The sequence below is a fragment of the Leptobacterium meishanense genome (assembly GCF_037645805.1).
GTDB lineage: Bacteria > Bacteroidota > Bacteroidia > Flavobacteriales > Flavobacteriaceae > Leptobacterium_A > Leptobacterium_A meishanense.
This window is the reverse complement of the sequence record NZ_JBBEXE010000005.1, coordinates 307,093-326,762: the sequence shown is the minus strand read 5'-3', so window position 1 is coordinate 326,762 and position 19,670 is coordinate 307,093. Positions and strand designations below refer to the sequence as shown.

Annotated in this window: 18 protein-coding genes and 1 tRNA gene; 7 read left to right on the top strand and 12 right to left on the bottom strand. The window is 36.6% G+C overall.

Translation table 11 applies throughout. From position 1 onward, the window contains the following. Positions 1 to 16 precede the first annotated feature (16 nt). The 6 genes from accC to pdxA form a co-directional block, all read right to left on the bottom strand. Positions 17 to 1,366: an acetyl-CoA carboxylase biotin carboxylase subunit gene (gene accC, locus WBG21_RS07325; protein WP_340076358.1), complete on the bottom strand. Its 1,350-nt coding sequence runs from the start codon at positions 1,364 to 1,366 to the stop codon at positions 17 to 19. Between the two features lie 59 nt (positions 1,367 to 1,425). After that, positions 1,426 to 1,917, bottom strand: a complete 492-nt coding sequence (accB, locus tag WBG21_RS07320; protein WP_340076356.1) for an acetyl-CoA carboxylase biotin carboxyl carrier protein — start codon at positions 1,915 to 1,917, stop codon at positions 1,426 to 1,428. Between the two features lie 24 nt (positions 1,918 to 1,941). Beyond that, complete coding sequence (locus WBG21_RS07315; protein ID WP_340076354.1) at positions 1,942 to 2,937, bottom strand: beta-ketoacyl-ACP synthase III; 996 nt, start codon at positions 2,935 to 2,937, stop codon at positions 1,942 to 1,944. A 157-nt stretch (positions 2,938 to 3,094) separates the two neighbouring features. Continuing rightward, positions 3,095 to 3,292: a 50S ribosomal protein L32 gene (gene rpmF, locus WBG21_RS07310; RefSeq protein ID WP_340076352.1), complete on the bottom strand. Its 198-nt coding sequence runs from the start codon at positions 3,290 to 3,292 to the stop codon at positions 3,095 to 3,097. Positions 3,293 to 3,305: 13 nt separating this feature from the next. Further along, entirely contained in the window at positions 3,306 to 3,830 is a 525-nt protein-coding gene (locus WBG21_RS07305; RefSeq protein ID WP_340076350.1) for a YceD family protein, read from the bottom strand. A 74-nt stretch (positions 3,831 to 3,904) separates the two neighbouring features. Next, on the bottom strand, positions 3,905 to 4,951 hold the full coding sequence (gene pdxA, locus WBG21_RS07300; RefSeq protein WP_340076348.1) for a 4-hydroxythreonine-4-phosphate dehydrogenase PdxA: 1,047 nt from the start codon (positions 4,949 to 4,951) through the stop codon (positions 3,905 to 3,907). Between the two features lie 199 nt (positions 4,952 to 5,150). Between pdxA and WBG21_RS07295 the strand changes: the two genes are divergently transcribed. Both WBG21_RS07295 and WBG21_RS07290 read left to right on the top strand, forming a co-directional pair. Further along, positions 5,151 to 6,458, top strand: coding sequence for a hypothetical protein (locus WBG21_RS07295; RefSeq protein WP_340076346.1), 1,308 nt, complete (start codon positions 5,151 to 5,153; stop codon positions 6,456 to 6,458). Between the two features lie 121 nt (positions 6,459 to 6,579). After that, the gene (locus WBG21_RS07290; protein ID WP_340076344.1) at positions 6,580 to 7,170 is read left to right on the top strand and encodes a riboflavin synthase; all 591 of its coding nucleotides are present in this window, start codon (positions 6,580 to 6,582) and stop codon (positions 7,168 to 7,170) included. A gap of 142 nt (positions 7,171 to 7,312) precedes the next feature. Here WBG21_RS07290 and WBG21_RS07285 read toward each other — a convergent pair. After that, positions 7,313 to 7,386: transfer RNA gene (locus WBG21_RS07285), tRNA-Ile, on the bottom strand. Between the two features lie 56 nt (positions 7,387 to 7,442). Beyond that, complete coding sequence (mce, locus tag WBG21_RS07280) at positions 7,443 to 7,844, bottom strand: methylmalonyl-CoA epimerase (protein WP_340076342.1); 402 nt, start codon at positions 7,842 to 7,844, stop codon at positions 7,443 to 7,445. 79 nt (positions 7,845 to 7,923) lie between these two features. On the opposite strand from mce, the gene rbfA reads away from it, so the two are divergent. Further along, positions 7,924 to 8,316 carry a 30S ribosome-binding factor RbfA gene (gene rbfA, locus WBG21_RS07275; RefSeq protein ID WP_340076340.1) on the top strand — a complete coding sequence of 131 codons (393 nt, stop codon included), beginning with the start codon at positions 7,924 to 7,926 and terminating at the stop codon, positions 8,314 to 8,316. Between the two features lie 3 nt (positions 8,317 to 8,319). Further along, positions 8,320 to 9,516 (top strand): ABC transporter permease, encoded by a 1,197-nt coding sequence (locus WBG21_RS07270; RefSeq protein WP_340076338.1) that lies wholly within the window; start codon positions 8,320 to 8,322, stop codon positions 9,514 to 9,516. 7 nt (positions 9,517 to 9,523) lie between these two features. On the opposite strand, the gene dusB is transcribed toward WBG21_RS07270, so the two are convergent. Together dusB and WBG21_RS07260 are read right to left on the bottom strand one after the other, a co-directional pair. Then, entirely contained in the window at positions 9,524 to 10,516 is a 993-nt protein-coding gene (dusB, locus tag WBG21_RS07265) for a tRNA dihydrouridine synthase DusB (RefSeq protein ID WP_340076336.1), read from the bottom strand. An 82-nt stretch (positions 10,517 to 10,598) separates the two neighbouring features. Next, positions 10,599 to 12,965, bottom strand: coding sequence for an outer membrane beta-barrel family protein (locus WBG21_RS07260; RefSeq protein WP_340076334.1), 2,367 nt, complete (start codon positions 12,963 to 12,965; stop codon positions 10,599 to 10,601). 266 nt (positions 12,966 to 13,231) lie between these two features. Here WBG21_RS07260 and lepA point away from each other — a divergent pair, with 266 nt between their 5' ends. After that, positions 13,232 to 15,028, top strand: a complete 1,797-nt coding sequence (gene lepA, locus WBG21_RS07255) for a translation elongation factor 4 (RefSeq protein WP_340076332.1) — start codon at positions 13,232 to 13,234, stop codon at positions 15,026 to 15,028. A 5-nt stretch (positions 15,029 to 15,033) separates the two neighbouring features. Here lepA and WBG21_RS07250 read toward each other — a convergent pair whose 3' ends face one another. Both WBG21_RS07250 and WBG21_RS07245 read right to left on the bottom strand, forming a co-directional pair. After that, positions 15,034 to 15,183 carry a hypothetical protein gene (locus WBG21_RS07250; protein WP_340076330.1) on the bottom strand — a complete coding sequence of 50 codons (150 nt, stop codon included), beginning with the start codon at positions 15,181 to 15,183 and terminating at the stop codon, positions 15,034 to 15,036. A gap of 34 nt (positions 15,184 to 15,217) precedes the next feature. Further along, positions 15,218 to 17,041, bottom strand: coding sequence for a cation:proton antiporter (locus tag WBG21_RS07245; protein WP_340076328.1), 1,824 nt, complete (start codon positions 17,039 to 17,041; stop codon positions 15,218 to 15,220). Positions 17,042 to 17,170: 129 nt separating this feature from the next. On the opposite strand from WBG21_RS07245, the gene WBG21_RS07240 reads away from it, so the two are divergent. Continuing rightward, complete coding sequence (locus WBG21_RS07240) at positions 17,171 to 18,031, top strand: MBL fold metallo-hydrolase (RefSeq protein WP_340076326.1); 861 nt, start codon at positions 17,171 to 17,173, stop codon at positions 18,029 to 18,031. Positions 18,032 to 18,041: 10 nt separating this feature from the next. Then, on the top strand, positions 18,042 to 19,652 hold the full coding sequence (locus tag WBG21_RS07235; RefSeq protein ID WP_340076324.1) for a S8 family peptidase: 1,611 nt from the start codon (positions 18,042 to 18,044) through the stop codon (positions 19,650 to 19,652). Positions 19,653 to 19,670: the final 18 nt, after the last annotated feature.

Here is a 19,670-nt window from a genome sequence, read left to right as displayed (position 1 = left end):
CGGGGGATTTTTCTTTTTATTCTTCAACAGGTTTCATTTTAAAGGTTTCCATAAATTTAGTAGTATAGTTACCTGCTATGTAGTCTGGGTGATCCATTAACTGCCTATGGAACGGGATCGTTGTTTTAATCCCTTCTATAACGAATTCGTCCAATGCTCTTTTCATTTTATTGATCGCTTCTTCTCTGGTTTGCGCAGTAGTAATCAACTTTGCAATCATAGAATCGTAGTTGGGCGGTATGGTATATCCACTATAAACATGAGTATCTAAGCGAATGCCATGGCCTCCCGGTGCGTGTAATGTTGTTATCCTTCCCGGAGAAGGGCGAAAATCATTGTATGGGTCTTCTGCATTGATCCTGCACTCTATGGAATGTAGTTTCGGCACATAATTTTTCCCGGAAATCGGTACTCCCGCTGCCACTAAAATTTGTTCACGGATCAAATCATAATCAATTACTTGTTCTGTTATGGGGTGTTCCACTTGAATACGGGTGTTCATCTCCATAAAGTAGAAATTCCGGTGCTTGTCCACTAAAAATTCTACGGTGCCTGCTCCTTCATATTTGATGTATTCCGAGGCCTTTACTGCAGCATTTCCCATTTGTTCCCGAAGCTCATCAGTCATAAATGGTGAAGGGGTCTCTTCTGTCAATTTTTGATGCCTTCTTTGTACGGAACAATCCCTTTCTGATAAGTGACATGCTTTCCCATACTGATCTCCAATTACCTGAATTTCTATATGGCGGGGCTCTTCAATCAGTTTTTCCATATACATGCCATCGTTACCAAAGGCCGCACCTGCTTCTTGCCGGGCAGAGTCCCATGCTTTTTTTAAGTCTTCTTTTTTCCAAACGGCACGCATTCCTTTTCCTCCGCCTCCTGCTGTGGCTTTCAGCATTACCGGATAGCCTATTTCTTTAGCCAGTTTTTCAGCTTCCTCATAGGACTCCAATATGCCTTCTGATCCTGGAATGGTAGGTACGCCTGCGGCTTTCATAGTTGACTTGGCAGTAGCTTTATCCCCCATTTTGTCAATCATTTCTGCAGAAGCGCCTATAAATTTTATATTGTGCTCTGCACATATTTTGGAGAATTTTGCGTTTTCTGATAGAAACCCATAACCCGGGTGTATGCCATCTGCATTGGTAATTTCTGCTGCCGCAATAATGTTTGGAATTTTAAGATATGAATCCTTGCTTGGTGGCGGGCCTATGCACACCGCTTCGTCTGCAAACCGTACATGCAAGCTTTCTGCATCTGCAGTAGAGTATACCGCAACTGTCTTAATTCCCATTTCCCTGCAGGTCCTTATTACCCGAAGTGCTATTTCCCCTCTATTTGCAATTAATATTTTCTTGAACATCTTATGAAATTTTGAGTCCTGAATTATTATTTTGAAGAATTGTTATTCGTTCAAAATTTCTATGATGGGTCAACTAAAAATAATGGCTGGTCAAACTCTACAGGAGATGCATCGTCAACTAATACTTTTACAATTTTCCCTGATACTTCGGATTCTATTTCATTGAAAAGTTTCATTGCTTCAATAACACAAAGTACATCTCCCTGGGCAACATTACTGCCTACCTCAACAAAGACCGGTTTGTCCGGTGATGGTTTTCTGTAGAATGTACCTATGATTGGTGATTTTACTGTGATATATTTATCATCATCTGATGTTGCTTCTTCTTTAGCTGCCGGAGTAGAAGTGTTCGGAGCTGAATCTGCTGTAAGACCCGGTGCTTGAGCAACTGGTGCAGATACTGGTATTTGCTGAACATATGTGGCCTCTGTTTTTGCACCTTCCGTTCCTGTTTTAATGGTGATTTTTACATCCTCCATTTCAAGTTTCACCTCGCTTGCTCCAGATTTGGCTACAAACTTAATCAGGTTTTGAATCTCTTTTAAATCCATATTAAAAGTATTAGTTGTTAGTTTTTATGAATCATACGCCCACTTTAGATAAATGGCCCCCCAAGTGAACCCTCCTCCAAAAGCAGCAAAAATAAGGTTATCCCCTTTTTTTAATTGTTTTTCATAATCATGTAACAGTAAAGGCAATGTCGCAGAGGTAGTGTTCCCATATTTTTCAATGTTCACCATTACTTTTGAACCCTCTATGCCCATTCTTTGTGCTGTTGCGTTTATAATTCTTTTATTTGCCTGATGGGGCACAAGCCAATTAACATCTTCTTTGGTCAGGTTATTACGCTGCATTATTCTTTCTGCTACATCAGCCATGTTGGAAACGGCAAACTTAAAAACCGTTTTCCCATCTTGATATACATAGTGTTGTTTGTTCTTTACGGTTTCCTCTGAAGGAGGTAAAATAGACCCTCCTGCTTCTATTTTAAGAAATTCTCTCCCTACACCATCTGTCCGTAAGTATTCATCTTGAAACCCTAAGCCTTCTTCATTCGGTTCAAATAATACAGCTCCGGCCCCATCTCCAAAAATAATACAAGTGGTCCGGTCTGTATAGTCTATGATAGAAGACATTTTATCTGCCCCTATAAGTAGTATTTTTTTATACCTCCCCGATTCTATGTAGCTTGTCGCTGTTGACATTCCATATAAAAAACTGGAACATGCCGCCTGAAGGTCGTATGAAAAAGCATTTACAGCACCTATTTCTGATGCTACATATGCTGCTGTGATTGCAACAGGCATATCCGGCGTGGCACTCGCCAATATAACCATGTCTATTTCTTTTGGGTTGAGGTTTTTCTTTTTGATAAGGTTTTCTGCAGCTTTAATAGCGAGATATGATGTACCTTTTCCTTCTTCTTTTAAAATACGTCTTTCTTTAATCCCCGTCCGAGTTGTAATCCATTCATCATTGGTATCTACCATAGTTTCCAAGACTTTGTTTGAGAGAACAAAGTCTGGCACATAAGCACCTACAGCTGTGATTGCTGCTGTTTTTTTACTCATTGTGTTGTTTGTTTTTTTACTTTAAAAAGTATAAAACCACCTAAAAACTGGATGAAAATACTAATTTTTAATTGATTTTGATACAAAACAGCTTGTTTTTGGTGTTAAAAATAAAAACTCTCACTATGGTGAGAGCATTCTTTTTAATAAGCGTTACTTACGCTACTTCTTCTGCTGTGTTGTCAATTAAAACTTGGCCTTTGTAATACAATTTCCCTTCGTGCCAATGTGCACGATGGTATAAGTGTAGTTCTCCTGTGGTTGGGTCTGTAGCCAATTGAGGGGAAGTTGCTTTATAATGTGTTCTTCTTTTATCTCTTCTGGTCTTTGATACTTTTCGCTTTGGATGTGCCATTGTTAAATCTTTTTTATAATAGTTTTTTTAATGTATCCCAACGAGGATCTGTTTCTTCTTTGTCTTTTTTTGTTTCTTTGGGTTGCAATTCTTCAAGCTTTTTCAATATGTCTGAAGAGATACTCCCATCTTTTATTCCCGGATGTATTTTTTTTACCGGAATTGCTAGAACAATCATTTCATAAATGTATTGTGCTATATTTATTTTATGTTCTCCGTGTGGAATAATAAGTATTTCTTCGTTTTCGTCGTTATATGCTTCTCCAAACTTCACTACTATTTCCAGTGTTCCTTTCACGGATTGGTCATACGGTTCATTTGATGTGTCACAAAAGACGTTTACGGTTCCTTTTGCTTCAAAGGTCAATTCTAATAAATTGATTTTTTTGTCCAGTATAACCGCAACATTTATACATGCTTCATTAAACTCTTCATAATCAAAAGCTTCAAAGAACGTTTTATCTATTTGGTACTCAAACCGATGTTTTCCTTGTTTCAGTCCCACAAAAGGAATATCAAACTCCTTTAACTTCTTCATCTTAACAGTCCGTTTAGAGCCTGCAAAGATAAAAATTTATAATTAATGTGCTTTTTCTTATGTAATTTTTTTGGTTATGTTTTTGCTTTTTGTCTTTTTAGGGGGTTTGCGCTCAATTGTTGGTATTCCTTTCTGTTTTTATAGATCTTAATTGCCATAAAAACAGCTTCTTTAAAGGATTCATGGTTTGCTTGTCCTTTTCCTGCAATTTCATAGGCTGTACCATGGTCTGGAGATGTTCTTACCTTGTTCAATCCAGCTGTATAATTTACTCCATTACCAAAAGACAGTGTTTTAAAAGGGATCAGCCCTTGATCGTGATAGGCTGCCAACACCGCATCAAATTTCAAATACGTTTCGGAAGCAAAAAAACTATCGGCAGAATACGGCCCGTAAATCAGTTTTCCTTTTTCTGAGAGTTTTTTTATCGTGGGCTTTACAACTTCTTCATCCTCTTTTCCTATAATTCCATTGTCGCCACTATGTGGGTTTACTCCTAGAATGGCTATTTTCGGTTTACGAATCCTGAAATCCTTTACCAAGGATTCATATATTTTATTTACTTTTTTTTCTATCAACTCCGGGGTAATTTGCTGGGTTACTTCTTTTACCGGAACATGGTCAGTTAATAAACCGACTTTTAATTTTTCTGTAACCATAAACATTAAGGCCTCTTCCTCGAGTTCTTTGGCCAAATAATCAGTATGCCCCGGAAAGGTAAATTCCTCAGATTGAATATTGGTTTTATTAATTGGTGCTGTTACCAATACATCCACCTCATCATTTTTTAATGCTTTTACGGCCGCTTTTAGAGACAACAATGCATATTTGCCCCCTTCTTCTGTTGCTGCTCCATAGGTTATTTCAGGAGTGTCCTTCCACACATTGACAATGTTTATTTTACCATAGATTGCCTGTGATGCATTGCTTATTCCATTATAGTTAAGGTCTATATGGAGCTGTTTCCTTTGTTCGGAAACCGTTTTTGTGGAAGCAAAAATAACCGGCGTGCAAAAATCAAGCATTCGTGAATCTTCAAATGTTTTTAATACCACTTCGCAGCCTATGCCGTTTAGGTCTCCTATAGAGATGCCTACTTTTATCTTTTCTTCGCCTTTCATTTATATCCTTTTATTTATATCTTTGATTGCAAAATTAACTAATTAATACTTACGGATGTTTACGAGGGTTATTATAATATATATTTCTAAATGATAGCGTTTTGAGCATTTTACATATAAAAACATTAACAAAAAATAATGCTACTGTAACATTTCTTTTTTTTTCTTATCTCTAAGTTTAAACCATTTCAATTTCATTATGAAAAAATTAATTACTATCGTACTACTATTAGCTATAATTTTTTCTTGCAAAGAAAAAATTAATACTACAAAAAATGTGGTTGCTGTATCATTAATCGATTCTGCTTATGTAGCATCAAAAACAGCATATTTTACAATCAATAATAATCAAATTCAAGGGGAGGGGTTAAATACAATTAAGTCTTTAATTAATGAGTCTCAATTTGTTACGTTAGGTGAAATTCATAACGCAAAACAAGTTTCTAAGTTCACAACTGCCATTATGCCTTTCTTATACGATGCAAATTATAAATACTTTGCATTAGAGATTGGTCCTAACTCGGCAGATAAATTAACAGAGCTTTCTACGCCTTATCAAAGTACCGTTAAAAATTTATATGATTTTAATACTAAATATACTAAATCAGAATTTAAATCTAATAATAACTCTTCATCAGATCCTATAGTGTTTTTTGCCGGTGTGGAAGATGCAGAGTTTCTAAAGGAAGCTAGGAAATACAATATGGAACTATGGGGCCTCGATCAAGAATTTTACTATTCTATCATGTTTTTTACAGACGAGCTCCTTAAAGAAGCCAAAAACAAGCCTAATTATAACGAGATTAAGTTATTAAAAACGCTTGCGGATAAAAGTATTTATAAATGGTTATTAGCAAGAGCTAAAGGAGAACTTGCTGAAGAGGATAATGATGCGCTTTCAAAAATAAGAGATGATGATAATGTAAAAGCATTCTTTAATAGTTTTGATGAACAAGATACAAGGGCTCAAAAAATCATTAATGATTTAAAATCGAGTTGGGATATATACATAAGCTGGAGAAGTTCACATGTTGATAGGGTAAGTTATATTCGTAATAATTTTTTGAATAATTATAAGGACAGGCTCAAAAAAAATGAAGAACTCCCAAAAGTGTTTATAAAAATTGGAAGTGCACATGCTTCAAAAACTATTTCAAATACTGCCTATGATATTGGTCACTTAACAGAAGAGTTAGCAAAGAAGAATGGCACAATAAGTAATAGCCTGAATACTTGGACGCCAACATTTAAAACAAGTAGTGGTAAAATTATTAATGTGTTTGATCGAACATATTACAAGCGGTTAGCTTTGTTTACACAGTTTTCTAAGGAAAATAAATGGGCTATTATAGATTTAAAATCTATAAGAAAAGATATTGAGAATAATATTATTTTATTACCTAATACTGGTGATTTTCACAGGCTAAAATGGTTGATAGAAAGTTATGATTATCAATTAATCCTCCCAAAAGCTGAAATTGTTACTCCTAACAGAGAACAAGATTAGGAAAACTATCTTTACAAATGATTAAATTTGTTACAATGTCTCTATTGAGATATTTAGGTTGCTTTTGTCTGCCTTCTTTTATTTCTAACTTTGATTGCAATTAACTAATTAATACTTACGGATGTTCACAGGGATTATTGAAACGCTTGGTGTGGTTACTGATTTGAAAAAGGAACAGGAAAACCTGCATGTTTATATAAAAAGTTCGCTTTCCAACGAGTTGAAAATTGACCAGAGTGTAGCGCATAATGGTGTTTGTCTTACGGTAGTTGGTTTTAGAGGTGATAGTTATTGCGTGACCGCCATTAAAGAAACACTTGAAAAATCAAATTTGGGGCATTTGAAAGTTGGTGATACTGTAAATTTAGAGCGAGCCATGAAGTTGGGCGACCGACTAGATGGCCACTTGGTGCAAGGACATGTAGACCAAACGGCAGTATGCACACATATTGAGGAAAAAAATGGAAGTTGGCTTTTTACTTTTGAATATGAGGCTGAAAAAGGCAATATTACTATTGAAAAAGGTTCCATTACCGTTGATGGGGTTAGTTTAACGGTGGTAAACGCTAAAAAAAACCGATTTAGCGTTGCTATTATTCCTTATACCTATGAAAACACCGCTTTTAAAAACTATACTGTTGGAGCCGTTGTAAACTTAGAGTTTGATGTGATTGGGAAATATGTGGCGACGCTATATGGGCTTCGGAGGTGAAAAATAGTAGTTCTTCTTTTTAAAAGCAACGTATTAACTAACGATAAGCTTTAAGTAATGTATTCTCCAAAATCTCGCCCTTTATGATTTCCATAAAAATTAAAAGTCCCGACAAAATCGGGATCATTAGGAGTGTTTTAAGTGGACCCAGAAGGGCTCGAACCTTCGACCCCCTGATTATGAGTCAGGTGCTCTAACCAGCTGAGCTATGGGTCCTGAAACTGGCTGCAATATTACTACATATTTTTATACACTCCAAACATTTTAAACACTTACTGCAGTTCCTGGCACAGCTCTATGAGTGTGCCTCCTGTTGATTTTGGGTGTAAAAAAGCCACTTTTTTATTGTCTGCCCCTATCTTAGGGATTTCGTTCAAAACCATAAAGCCTTCTTTTTGTAAACGGGCTATTTCTTCTTCTATGTTTGCTACTTCAAATGCTATGTGATGAATACCTTCACCTTTTTTTTCAATGAATTTTGCAATGGGGCTGTCTGTTCGTGTAGCTTCTAAGAGCTCTATTTTACTTTCCCCTATCTTAAAAAAGGAGGTTTTTACACCTTCGCTCTCTACTTCTTCTATTTTATAAAAAGCTGTCCCCAACAGTTTTTCAAATAACTTATTAGATTCATTGATGTTTTTTACGGCTATTCCTAAATGTTCTATTTTTTTCATACATATATGTCTTTTTATTTTTCACCCACCCAAAAATAAGATATTATTTCTATAACCTTTATTGTCGTATTTTTGTAGTATGGAAACGAACAGACAGCAAAAAATAGCGCGGGTCATTCAGCAAGATATTGCGGATGTGCTTACTCGTGCACTAAAAGATGGCGGGCTCAGTGGGGTTTTAATTTCTGTAACCAAAGTTTCTGTAACCTCTGATCTTTCTATTGCTAAAGTTTATTTGAGTATTTTTCCAACTAATGAAGGGGCTACGTTACTGGAGGGCATAAAAGCCAATAAAGCATTGATAAAACATGAACTTGCTCAAAGAACCCGAAATCAGTTCAGGAAAATGCCTGATTTGATTTTTTATATTGACGACTCTCTTGAATACATTAATACTATTGAAAAGTCATTAAAGGGTACTGAAAACCCGATCGCAAATCCTGATCTATTAGATAAACGGAAAAAAACGTAATAGGTGTATTTCCCGCTCTACATTGCCAAACGCTATCTTATCTCTAAAAGCAGCCAAAATGCTGTCAATATCATTAATGGTATTACTTTTTTGGTTGTGGTAATTGGTGCGGCATCTTTATTTATTGTTCTTTCCGGTTTTGCCGGGTTAAAAACATTTAGCTTGTCGTTCACCAATTCTTTTGATCCTGATATGAAAGTAATCCCTGCTACGGGAAAGTTTTTTGTTGTAGATGACGGTCAAGAAGAAAAGCTTAAAAACATTCCCGGCATTGTTGCATACTCTAAAGAATTAGAGGAGCGTGTTTTTCTGAGTTACAAACAAAAAAATCATGTAGCCTATGTCAAAGGGGTTGACACAAAATACCGTGCCATCACTCAAATGGACAGTTTGCTGTTTTTCGGGAACTGGTTCAACCAATCAGATGAGGTGGTTGTAGGGCTTGGTGTTTCAAACCTTTTAGGTATTGGCGTAAATGATTATTTAAACCCGCTTTCCATCATTGTCCCAAAGCCGGGGAAAGGTAGTTTTAATACACAAACGAGACCTTATAATCAATTATTGGTCAATGCTGTTGGGGTATATTCACTCAATGAAGATGTAGACAAAAAATATGTGTTTGCGCCATTGTCAACAGTTCAAGAACTGCTCAGAAAAGAAACGGAAGAGGTAACCGCAATTAACCTAAAACTGAAACCGGATATTGATGAAGCAACTATCAGGGCTGTGATTGAAAATGCTATCGGAACTCCTGTAATTATAAAGAACCGCATACAGCTCAATGATGCGTTATACAAAATGCTGAATACTGAAAATCTTGCTATTTACCTGATTTTTACGCTGGTATTGATTATTGCCTTGTTTAATGTAGCCGGAGCCATTATTATGATGATCCTAGACAAGAAAGAAAATTTAAAGACGCTATACAGCATGGGAGCTTCAGTAGTTAAATTGAAACGTGTCTTTTTTATTCAGGGAATGCTGTTAGTAATGGTTGGAGGGTTTGTAGGTGTTTTTATCGGGATTGTCATTGCTTGGGCACAAATTGTGTTTGAGTTCGTAAAAATAACCCCTTCCTTGGCATACCCTATGGAGATTCAGCTCAGAAATATTCTGCTTGTTTTAGGCACTATCATTTTATTAGGGTTTATTGCCTCTAAAATTTCCTCCGGAAGGATCTCGAAGAAATTAATAACATAGTTTTTGACTATACAAATTGATAATTGCTAAACTTTTCTAATACCTCATCAAAAACAGCAAAAACATCTTTTGCATCATCACTTGTCACCATTTTTAAACGGTACTCTTTAAAATGGGGAATTCCTTTAAAATAATTGGTATAGTGTCTTCGTGTTTCAAAAACACCCAATTTTTCACCTTTCCAATCAATTGCCATTTCAAGATGCCGCTTAGCTGCCATCACCCGTTCCTCGAGCGTTGGTGGTGGCAAGTGTTCCCCTGTCTTAAAAAAATGTTTCACTTCTTTAAAAAACCACGGGTAGCCAATGCTTGCCCTTCCAATCATAGCACCATCCAAGCCATACTGGTCACGCATTTCCATCGCCTTCTCAGGAGTACTCACATCGCCATTTCCAAAAACAGGAATATGCATCCGAGGATTGTTTTTCACTTCAGTAATAGGCTTCCAATCTGCTTCGCCTTTATACATTTGCACTCGGGTACGACCATGTATGGAAATGGCTTTAATACCCACATCCTGAAGCCGTTCTGCTACTTCAACAATCTGTATAGTATTTGAGTCCCATCCCAGGCGCGTTTTTACGGTAACCGGTAAATCAGTCCGCTTTACCATGGCTTCCGTCAGCTTCACCATCAAGGGAATATCTCTTAAAATTCCTGCTCCGGCATTTTTACAAACCACTTTTTTTACTGGGCAACCAAAGTTTATATCAATAATATCTGGTTCAGAAGCTGCAACAATATCAATGGCCTGTAGCATGGAGTCCATTTCAGCACCAAAAATCTGAATCCCTACCGGACGTTCTTTTTCATAAATGTCTAATTTTTGAACACTTTTAGCCGCGTCCCGGATTAACCCTTCACTAGAAATAAACTCCGTATAGACCACATCAGCCCCTTGCTCTTTGCATAGCTTACGAAAAGGGGGGTCGCTCACATCTTCCATAGGTGCGAGCAATAATGGAAATGTTCCTACTTCTATATCTCCAATTTTTACCATTGGTTTTTTATCCTTCTTTATCAGTCTACAAAGATATGTGATTTTGTGTGGATGGTGGTCGTAATAAAAAATGTAATGTATTCTAATTCAGGCGTTCTCGCTCCTCTTGGTCTTTTGTCTTTTTATTGTCACGAAGTTTTTGATTCCCAAAACGATACCGAAAGCCAAAAGTAAATAGACGGTTTTCATCTCTTTGTCTTAAAATACTATTTTGATCTAAATATTGGGTGCGGGTTGTAAAGTTTCCATCGTTAAAAATATCCCGGACTCCAACAGTTACTGTCCCTTTATTGTTAAATATTTTTTTTCTCAATGAAACGCCTAGTTGGCTATAATCTTCTTGTTGTGCATTTCCAAAGATTACTTTTGAAACATAAACAAATGTAACATCAGCCGTCAAACTCCGGTCTTTTAACAATGTAAAATAGTTATCTACCGAAGCGTAAAGTGTCCAAAGGCCATTGTCAACCAATTCATTGCTGGTCTCTATTGCATTAAAGCGCTCCGCACTATAGAAATATGAACCCAACACGTTTACTGTCCACCGGTCAGTTATAGGTTTATAAGTATAAAAATCCAGTCCATACGATTCTTCTCTGTCGATGTTTGTGTTTATATACCTAATAATGTTGGTATCATTATCCTGAAATGCCAGTTGACGCTCCGGATTATCCTCAAAACGGTAATAAACCTCAAAAGTATACGCTTGCGCAAGTGTATAAGATAGGGTTACCAAGTCTTTGAACGATGGTAATAAATTAGGGTCTCCTTGCCCTATGCTGTTATTAGTGATGAAGTATTGAAAGGGGTTAATGCTTGCATAACGGGGGCGGGTAATACGTCGCCCATAATTAATGCTAATTTCATGATTTTCATTAAGTGTATGGTTAACATAAAACGTTGGAAACCACTCTAAATAATTGTTTCTGTTTACCTGACCATTCGTTTGGGAGATTCCTTTTGTTTCAGTGTACTCGTTTCGCAACCCTATTTTTATTCCCCATTTTTTCCATTGTTTTTCATAGCTTACGTAAGCGGCATAAATTTGTTCATCGTATAAAAAATTGTCATTTTCTGTGGGGTCTATTCCCGGTTGAGATACATTAAACCCTGATTGGTTAATTGTATTTTCAGCATCGATAGCAGCATATTTACCTCCTGCTTCTAATGATTCGTTCCCAGTAATCGGTAAAAAATAATCTACTTGGGCGCTGTATAGGTTTATCTTTTGTTTTGTTTTGACAGAAAAATCATTGTCTCCACTTTTGCCTCCGTCCGGTTGGAAAAAGTCAGTATCCAAATTCTGAGCATCATCATAATCATAATACGTATAGTGTCCATTAAATGATAACTTCTCCCCTTTTTCGTTAAGATTATGTGCATAATCCAAGTATAAAGAAGTGTTCAGGTTATCTCTTTCAATAGTGTTTAATGTTGTAAATATGGAGTCTAATTCCCGAACAGGATTAAAAACTGCTGTTTCAGAATCATTTAGCCTTTCAAATGTAGGGCGGTAAGCACTTATTACAGCTAAGCTAAGTATGTTTTTAGCGTCTATTTGATAGTCAAAAAATACACTTGCTGCATGACTTTCCAAATCTGTCGTTCTTTTGGTGTCCGATTCCCAAATAGATGTTACAGAAGTGTTGTCCAAATAATTAATTAACCAATTATTTTTTCTAAAACTTTTTCGGTTATCATAATTATAGCTGATTGAAAAAGATAGTTTTTCTCCCTTTATAAAATGGCTTGTTCCTCCAGAAAGTTTTGGAAAAACACCTTGGTTATAATTAAATGAAACATTCCCATTATAACCAATACTGAGATTTTTGTTCAATTTTATATTCAATATCGCCCCTCCTTCAGCATCATATTTGGCTGATGGGTTGGTTATCAGTTCTACCGATTGTACGCTTCCTGCATTGGTCCCCTGAAGGAGCGATACAATATCATCATATGGCAATGACACTTTTCTATCATTAATCATCACCTGAATAGCTCCGGACCCTTTTAGCGTAATTTGGTCATTAATGATAATAATCCCTGGTGTTCTTTTTAATATTTCCCATATATTGCCTTCAGTAAGCGACGTGTTAGCAACATTAAATACAATACGGTCTATTTTTCGGTCTACTATCGGGTTTTTTGCGGTAACTGTTACATCTTTTAGGGTTTCCACACTTTCATCAAGTACAATAATGCCTACTGAGACATCCGCATCGGCTTCCAGTTTTTTATACGTGTCTTTATACCCTATGTACGATATTTTAATAAGATATGTCCCCCGGTTTGCTTTTATGGTAAACTCTCCTTTTTCATCAGAAGATGTTCCACTTATTAATGTAGAATCTTGTTCTTTTAACAATAAAATATTTGCATAACTAACCGGTTGGTTCTCATTATCAATAATGGTGCCCTGTATTTTTACGCTTTGTGACCAAGCAGCCATAAGGGGTGTGCATAAGAAAAACAGGAGAGTTGTATTTTTTATAGCTAAAAACATCTATAATCCATCAAAATATAAACTATTCTCTACACAAGAATACGTTTTTTAAATTAAAAAAGAAAAAGATTTTGCTTTTTTAGGAGCTTACTTACAAAAATAGTATTTTCATAATTATGGTTAGGATTCCCGAATATAGAAATTTTTATGCGTATGCAGGCCAGTATTCATTTATATTTGCAAAATAATTATCCGGATAAGGATTCGCCATTATGAAGCACATCAGAAACTTTTGCATTATTGCCCATATTGATCACGGAAAAAGTACTTTGGCCGATCGGTTGCTGGATTTCACAGGATCGGTTACAGAACGGGAACGGCAAGATCAGCTACTGGACAATATGGACTTGGAGCGGGAACGGGGAATTACCATAAAATCACATGCCATACAAATGGAGTATGTTTATAAAGGTGAAACATATACCCTTAATTTAATAGACACTCCGGGGCATGTAGATTTTTCATATGAAGTTTCGCGCTCTATTGCTGCTTGTGAAGGAGCATTATTGATTGTTGATGCAGCACAGAGCATTCAGGCCCAAACAATCTCCAATTTATACCTGGCTTTGGAAAATGATTTAGAGATTATCCCGGTATTAAATAAAATTGACCTTCCCAGTGCGAACCCAGAAGAGGTGACTGACGATATTGTGGACCTTTTGGGGTGTGATGCTTCTGAAGTAATCCCAGCCAGTGCAAAAACAGGAACCGGCATTGAAGAAATTTTAAATGCGATTATAGAGCGTATCCCTCCACCGAAAGGAGATCCTAATGCTCCTTTACAAGCGTTAATTTTTGATTCTGTTTATAATCCGTTCAGAGGTGTTGAGACATATTTTAGGGTGGTGGACGGTGAAATCCGAAAAGGGCAAAAAATTAAATTTTTTGCTACAAAAAAAACATACGATGCTGATGAGGTGGGTACATTAAAACTCACACAGCACCCAAAACCCGTGATAAAAACCGGGGATGTGGGTTATTTAATTACCGGTATTAAAGATGCCCGGGAAGTAAAAGTGGGTGATACAATAACCGATGCTGCAAACTCTACAAATAAGCCCATTGACGGTTTCGAGAATGTAAAACCAATGGTTTTTGCCGGCATTTATCCTGTTGATACTGAAGACTATGAAGAGCTAAGGGCTTCTATGGAGAAGCTGCAATTAAACGATGCGTCTTTGGTTTTTACGCCGGAAAGCTCTGCTGCATTAGGGTTTGGTTTTCGCTGTGGGTTTTTGGGAATGCTCCATCTAGAAATTATCCAAGAGCGTTTAGAACGGGAATTTGACATGACTGTCATCACAACTGTTCCAAACGTAAGTTATCATGCCTATACCAAAAAAGAACCTGATCAGTTAATTATCGTTAACAACCCTTCAGACCTTCCGGATCCTTCTAAATTAGACCGGGTAGAAGAGCCTTATATAAAAGCAAGCATTATTACAAAAGCGGCCTATGTAGGGCCGGTAATGTCCCTTTGCATTGAAAAAAGGGGGCAAATTACCAATCAGACCTATCTTACTACTGAGCGGGTAGAACTTAATTTTGATATGCCTTTGGCAGAAATTGTATTTGACTTTTATGACCGGCTCAAAACCGTTTCCCGTGGGTATGCTTCTTTTGATTATGCCCCTATTGGAATGCGTGAGTCTAAATTGGTAAAAGTAGATGTGCTGATTAATGGAAGCTCTGTAGATGCGCTTTCTGCATTAATCCATACTGACAATGCCTACAATATTGGGAAAAAAATGTGCGAAAAACTTCGGGAATTGATTCCGAGGCAGCAATTCGACATCCCTATCCAAGCAGCAATCGGGGCAAAAATTATTTCCCGCGAAACCATAAAAGCACTTCGTAAAGACGTAACTGCCAAATGCTACGGCGGCGATATTTCCCGAAAGCGAAAATTACTTGAAAAGCAGAAAAAAGGTAAAAAGCGAATGCGCCAAGTAGGGAATGTAGAAATCCCTCAACAGGCGTTTATGGCAGTGCTTAAGCTTAACGATTAGACTGGTTATTGCTTAGATTTACCAATTAACGTATATGCAATCACAAAAAAACCTAGCCCGGTAAGTCCGGGAGGCAGTATTTTTGCTTTTACACTTATATACACCATTACAATTCCTATAATTACTAATAAAATAGCGGCAATTGTGTTTTTCATATTCTATTCTTTTAATGTTGTCTTGTTTCAATTTTTAAATTAACTCTCTAGGTTTTCCCAAATAAACTAATAAATCTCCTTCTTTTATTTCCATTTTGTCGTTATAAGCAGCAATAATATGCAGTTCTCCGGTATGATCCTTTATAAAAACCGGAATGGCATCTTTTTCATGGTTCAGGGCTTCTATTTCTTCTAAAAAATGTTCTTTTGATTTGAGTTTTAATTCATTTATTTTAGGATAGTCCCTAGCCACTTCGCTCAAATTTATATAATCGTCTTTCTTTGAAAATAAAACTTCTGAGGATGCCTGCTCCGGGTTCTTCATCTCTTCAGGGGTAATCAACCTAAATGATCCGTTTTCCCCGAGGTGCTTTCTGAAACGGATTATGGCATGTTTGTTTACTTCTTCGCTGGCTGTCATGGCTATTAAGTACCCAATATCGCTAAACTCCACATTATCTGTGAGGTCTTCTGAAAAAATATTGGCTTCTTCAGCATCAAGTCCTGTTGCTTTTGCTTTTTCTACATTTTCTTTATTACTGTCTATCAAGACAACGTGCCTCCCGTTTCGTTGGAGGTATTTAGCAATCAATCTTGACACTTGTGATGCGCCTATAATAAGAATTCCTGTTGATTTTTTTAAGAACACCCCTGATAGTTGCGCAAAAACCCTTGCTGTAGTTGCATTAAGCAATACTGTTCCCAAAACTATCATAAAGACCAATGGGGTTATATACTCTGCCCCGGGCTCTCCTTCAATTGCTAACCGAGTTCCAAAAAGTGATGCAATCCCTGCGGCAACAATCCCTCTTGGTCCTACCCAACTCACAAAAAGACGTTCATTTAACTTTAATCCGGATTTGTGCGTACTCAATAAAACTCCTAATGGTCTAAGTATAAAAACCACACAAGCGAAAAGGATCAAAGTGTTCCAGTTGTATATTAGATACAAATCTTCCATGTTTATATTAGCAGCCAATAGAATAAATAAAATAGAAATCAGTAATACGCTTAGTGATTCTTTAAAATATAATAATTCTTTCAAGTTCGGAAGGTCTATATTTCCAAGTACCATGCCCATAACCACTACAGAAAGCAACCCCGATTCGTGTGCAAACTGTTCTGATAGCACAAAAACTCCCAATACAATAGATAATACTACTACATTTTTTAAAAAATGCGGAACTGCATTCTTTTTTATAGCAAAATACAGTGCGTACGCAAAAGAAAAACCTATAGAAAAACCAACAATAACTGTTTTTCCAAACTCCATTAATGCCTGTTGTGTATAACCCTGTCCTTTTTCAATAGAGATAAATTCAAAAACTAAAACCGCTACAACTGCCCCTATGGGATCAATTAATATTCCTTCCCATTTTAATACTGTAGAGACATCTTTTTTTAAAGGAATATTTCTTAGGATCGGTGTTATTACTGTTGGTCCGGTTACAATAATCAAGGAAGAAAACAAAAATGATATCGGCCAACTTAGTCCAAAAAGATAATGTGCTACAAATCCTCCTCCAAAAAAGGTAATAATTGATCCTATTGTTATTAATTTGATAATGGCAGGCCCAACATTTAATACTTCATTCCGTTTCAAGGTTAACCCTCCCTCAAAAAGGATGATGCTAATTGCCAAGGAAACGAAGTTGAAAAGTGCCTCTCCGGGGAACAATCCTTTTTCTCCGTTCCATACGGGCTCCAATAGTTTTTCGTGGTCTTGTGTAAACAATGTAGACAATGGCCCTACTGCTATACCGATCAAAATAAGGGGCAAGATAGCAGGAAGCTTCAACCGCCATGCAACCCACTGGGCAAGTATTCCCAAAATAATAATTCCTGCTAATTCTAACATTTTTGTTGTTTTACTTTAACTCGTTACGCCCATAAAAATATGAAAATGTTAAAAAACAGCTAATTAAACTAACACTTATTCTCATAATTTAGAGGCTTTTCTTAATTTGCATGCTTTTCATGACCCTATATGAAATTATATCCCATAGAAGCTGGAAACTTTAAATTAGATGGTGGCGCTATGTTTGGCGTAGTTCCAAAATCTTTGTGGAACAAGACGAACCCTGCAGATGGGAATAACATGATCGATCTTGCTGCAAGATGTTTGCTTGTAGAAGATAGTGGTCGATTAATTCTTATAGACACCGGCATGGGTGACAAACAAAGCGAGAAGTTTTTCGGTTATTATTATCCCTGGGGAAATAACAACATTGACAAATCATTAAAAAAACATGGTTTTCACAGAGACGATATTACAGACGTTTTTATGACCCATCTGCATTTTGACCACTGTGGCGGCAGTGTCCAGTGGAATAAAAACCGAACAGGCTATGAGCCCGCATTTAAAAATGCACGTTTCTGGACAAATAAAGAGCATTGGGAATGGGCAACAAAGCCTAATGCGCGCGAAAAAGCTTCTTTTTTACAAGAAAACATCCTTCCTTTGGAAGAAAGTGGACAGTTAACCCATGTTCCCGTCCCTGAAAATGACTTTTTGGATAACTCCGATTTAGGGTTTGGTATTCTTTTTGTGAATGGACATACGGACAAACAAATGATCCCGCATATTAATTATAAGGGAAAAACAGTTGTTTTTATGGCCGATCTATTGCCTACAGTGGGACACATCCCTTTGCCATATGTAATGGGGTACGATACGCGTCCATTATTGACATTGGACGAAAAGGCCCGCTTTTTAGAAAATGCCGTAGCAAATAATTATTATTTATTTTTAGAGCATGATGCTTATAATCAACTTTGTACATTACAAAAAACAGAGAAAGGTATTCGGTTAAAAGAAATTTTTTCTTTTGATGAGGTGTTTAATTAAATTTTTTATTGTGAAACGTATTATTCATATTCTTTGGTTATTCTTTGTCGGATTAATAGTTTATGCTTGTGGTAGTACTGCTATTCTTTCGACTCCCATAACAAATATTGAAACCATTCCTCCAAAAGTGGTTGAACTGGAAGAAACTGTATTAAAAAACTGGTTTCATACTGATTTGGTTACAGATACTGTTCCCGGAATGAGTGTTGAAAAGGCATATAGTGAACTCCTCAATCTTCGAAAAGGCAAAAAGATTGTTGTGGCCATTATTGACTCCGGAACAGACATTGAGCATGAAGACCTTAAAAATGTTTTATGGGTCAACAAGGATGAAAAACCCGAAAATGGGATCGATGATGACAAAAACGGATATATTGATGATGTTCATGGTTGGAATTTCTTAGGAGATGCTGTTTATGAAAACTTGGAATATGTGCGAATTATAAAAAAAGGTGATGATGGTTCTGTTGTATATAAAAATGCGAAAGACACCTTTGATGATGAATACGATAAAACCCTTGCAGAAAAGCAGCAAGTAGATCAAATTTTAACATTTATTCCCTATGCCGAAGCGGCAATAAAAGAGCATTTGGGGAAAGATTCTTACACTATTGAAGACCTGCAAAACATTTCTTCCACAGACGAGCGTATTGTACAATCAAAAGGGCTTCTTCTGTTTTTGGATTCCAATGAAATTGACCATGAAGAATTAAAAGAATATGGGGAAAGCCTCCAGGATAAAGTTAACTATTATTTAAATCTTGATTTTAATGGCCGAAAACTTGTTGGCGATAATCCTGATGATTTTAGTAACCGAAAATATGGGAATAACAATGTTATTGGGCCAGATAAAAAACATGTAGATCATGGAACACATGTTGCCGGGATTGTAGCAGCGCAACGAAATAACGGAATAGGAATGAACGGAGTTGCAAATAATGTAGAATTGATGATTTTACGAGCTGTTCCAAATGGTGATGAATATGATAAAGATGTTGCGCTAGCTATTCGTTATGCTGTTGATAATGGTGCACAAATTATCAACACCAGTTTTGGTAAAGATTATTCTCCACACACAGAATGGGTTTGGGACGCTATTCAATATGCTGCATCTAAAGATGTGCTCATTGTAAATGCCGCGGGGAATGATGCTAAAAACATTGATGAAATAGAGGTTTTTCCAAATGATGTTACTGATGGAAAAGAAATCGCAAACAACTTTATCACTATTGGAGCATTGAATTATACCTATGATGGTGAGTTGGTTGCTAATTTTTCAAATTATGGAAAAAACAATGTAGATGTTTTTGCTCCAGGTGTAAAAATATGGTCTACTATGCCCAATAACACCTATGACTTCAGTCAAGGAACGTCGATGGCTGCCCCGGCAGTAACAGGAGTTGCAGCATTAATACGTTCCTACTATCCTAAATTATCTGCCGCTCAGGTAAAAAATATTTTGATGAAGTCTGGTTTACCCTCTAGGCTAACTGTTCTTATCGGGGGTGATCCTGAAAAAGCATTTCCTTTTAGTGAATTATCAAAGTCTGGTAAAATGGTTAATGCCTACAACGCCATTATTATGGCAGATCAGGTTTCCAGAGGAAAAATAAATTTATAACCCATATATAATTGCCTA

Bases quoted from the DNA above. Each gene is read 5' to 3' on its own strand.
- accC (WP_340076358.1), bottom strand. From the start codon at position 1,366: ATGTTCAAGAAAATATTAATTGCAAATAGAGGGGAAATAGCACTTCGG.
- accB (WP_340076356.1), bottom strand. From the start codon at position 1,917: ATGGATTTAAAAGAGATTCAAAACCTGATTAAGTTTGTAGCCAAATCT.
- WBG21_RS07315 (WP_340076354.1), bottom strand. From the start codon at position 2,937: ATGAGTAAAAAAACAGCAGCAATCACAGCTGTAGGTGCTTATGTGCCA.
- rpmF (WP_340076352.1), bottom strand. From the start codon at position 3,292: ATGGCACATCCAAAGCGAAAAGTATCAAAGACCAGAAGAGATAAAAGA.
- WBG21_RS07305 (WP_340076350.1), bottom strand. From the start codon at position 3,830: ATGAAGAAGTTAAAGGAGTTTGATATTCCTTTTGTGGGACTGAAACAA.
- pdxA (WP_340076348.1), bottom strand. From the start codon at position 4,951: ATGAAAGGCGAAGAAAAGATAAAAGTAGGCATCTCTATAGGAGACCTA.
- WBG21_RS07295 (WP_340076346.1), top strand. From the start codon at position 5,151: ATGAAAAAATTAATTACTATCGTACTACTATTAGCTATAATTTTTTCT.
- WBG21_RS07290 (WP_340076344.1), top strand. From the start codon at position 6,580: ATGTTCACAGGGATTATTGAAACGCTTGGTGTGGTTACTGATTTGAAA.
- mce (WP_340076342.1), bottom strand. From the start codon at position 7,844: ATGAAAAAAATAGAACATTTAGGAATAGCCGTAAAAAACATCAATGAA.
- rbfA (WP_340076340.1), top strand. From the start codon at position 7,924: ATGGAAACGAACAGACAGCAAAAAATAGCGCGGGTCATTCAGCAAGAT.
- dusB (WP_340076336.1), bottom strand. From the start codon at position 10,516: ATGGTAAAAATTGGAGATATAGAAGTAGGAACATTTCCATTATTGCTC.
- WBG21_RS07260 (WP_340076334.1), bottom strand. From the start codon at position 12,965: ATGGCTGCTTGGTCACAAAGCGTAAAAATACAGGGCACCATTATTGAT.
- lepA (WP_340076332.1), top strand. From the start codon at position 13,232: ATGAAGCACATCAGAAACTTTTGCATTATTGCCCATATTGATCACGGA.
- WBG21_RS07250 (WP_340076330.1), bottom strand. From the start codon at position 15,183: ATGAAAAACACAATTGCCGCTATTTTATTAGTAATTATAGGAATTGTA.
- WBG21_RS07245 (WP_340076328.1), bottom strand. From the start codon at position 17,041: ATGTTAGAATTAGCAGGAATTATTATTTTGGGAATACTTGCCCAGTGG.
- WBG21_RS07240 (WP_340076326.1), top strand. From the start codon at position 17,171: ATGAAATTATATCCCATAGAAGCTGGAAACTTTAAATTAGATGGTGGC.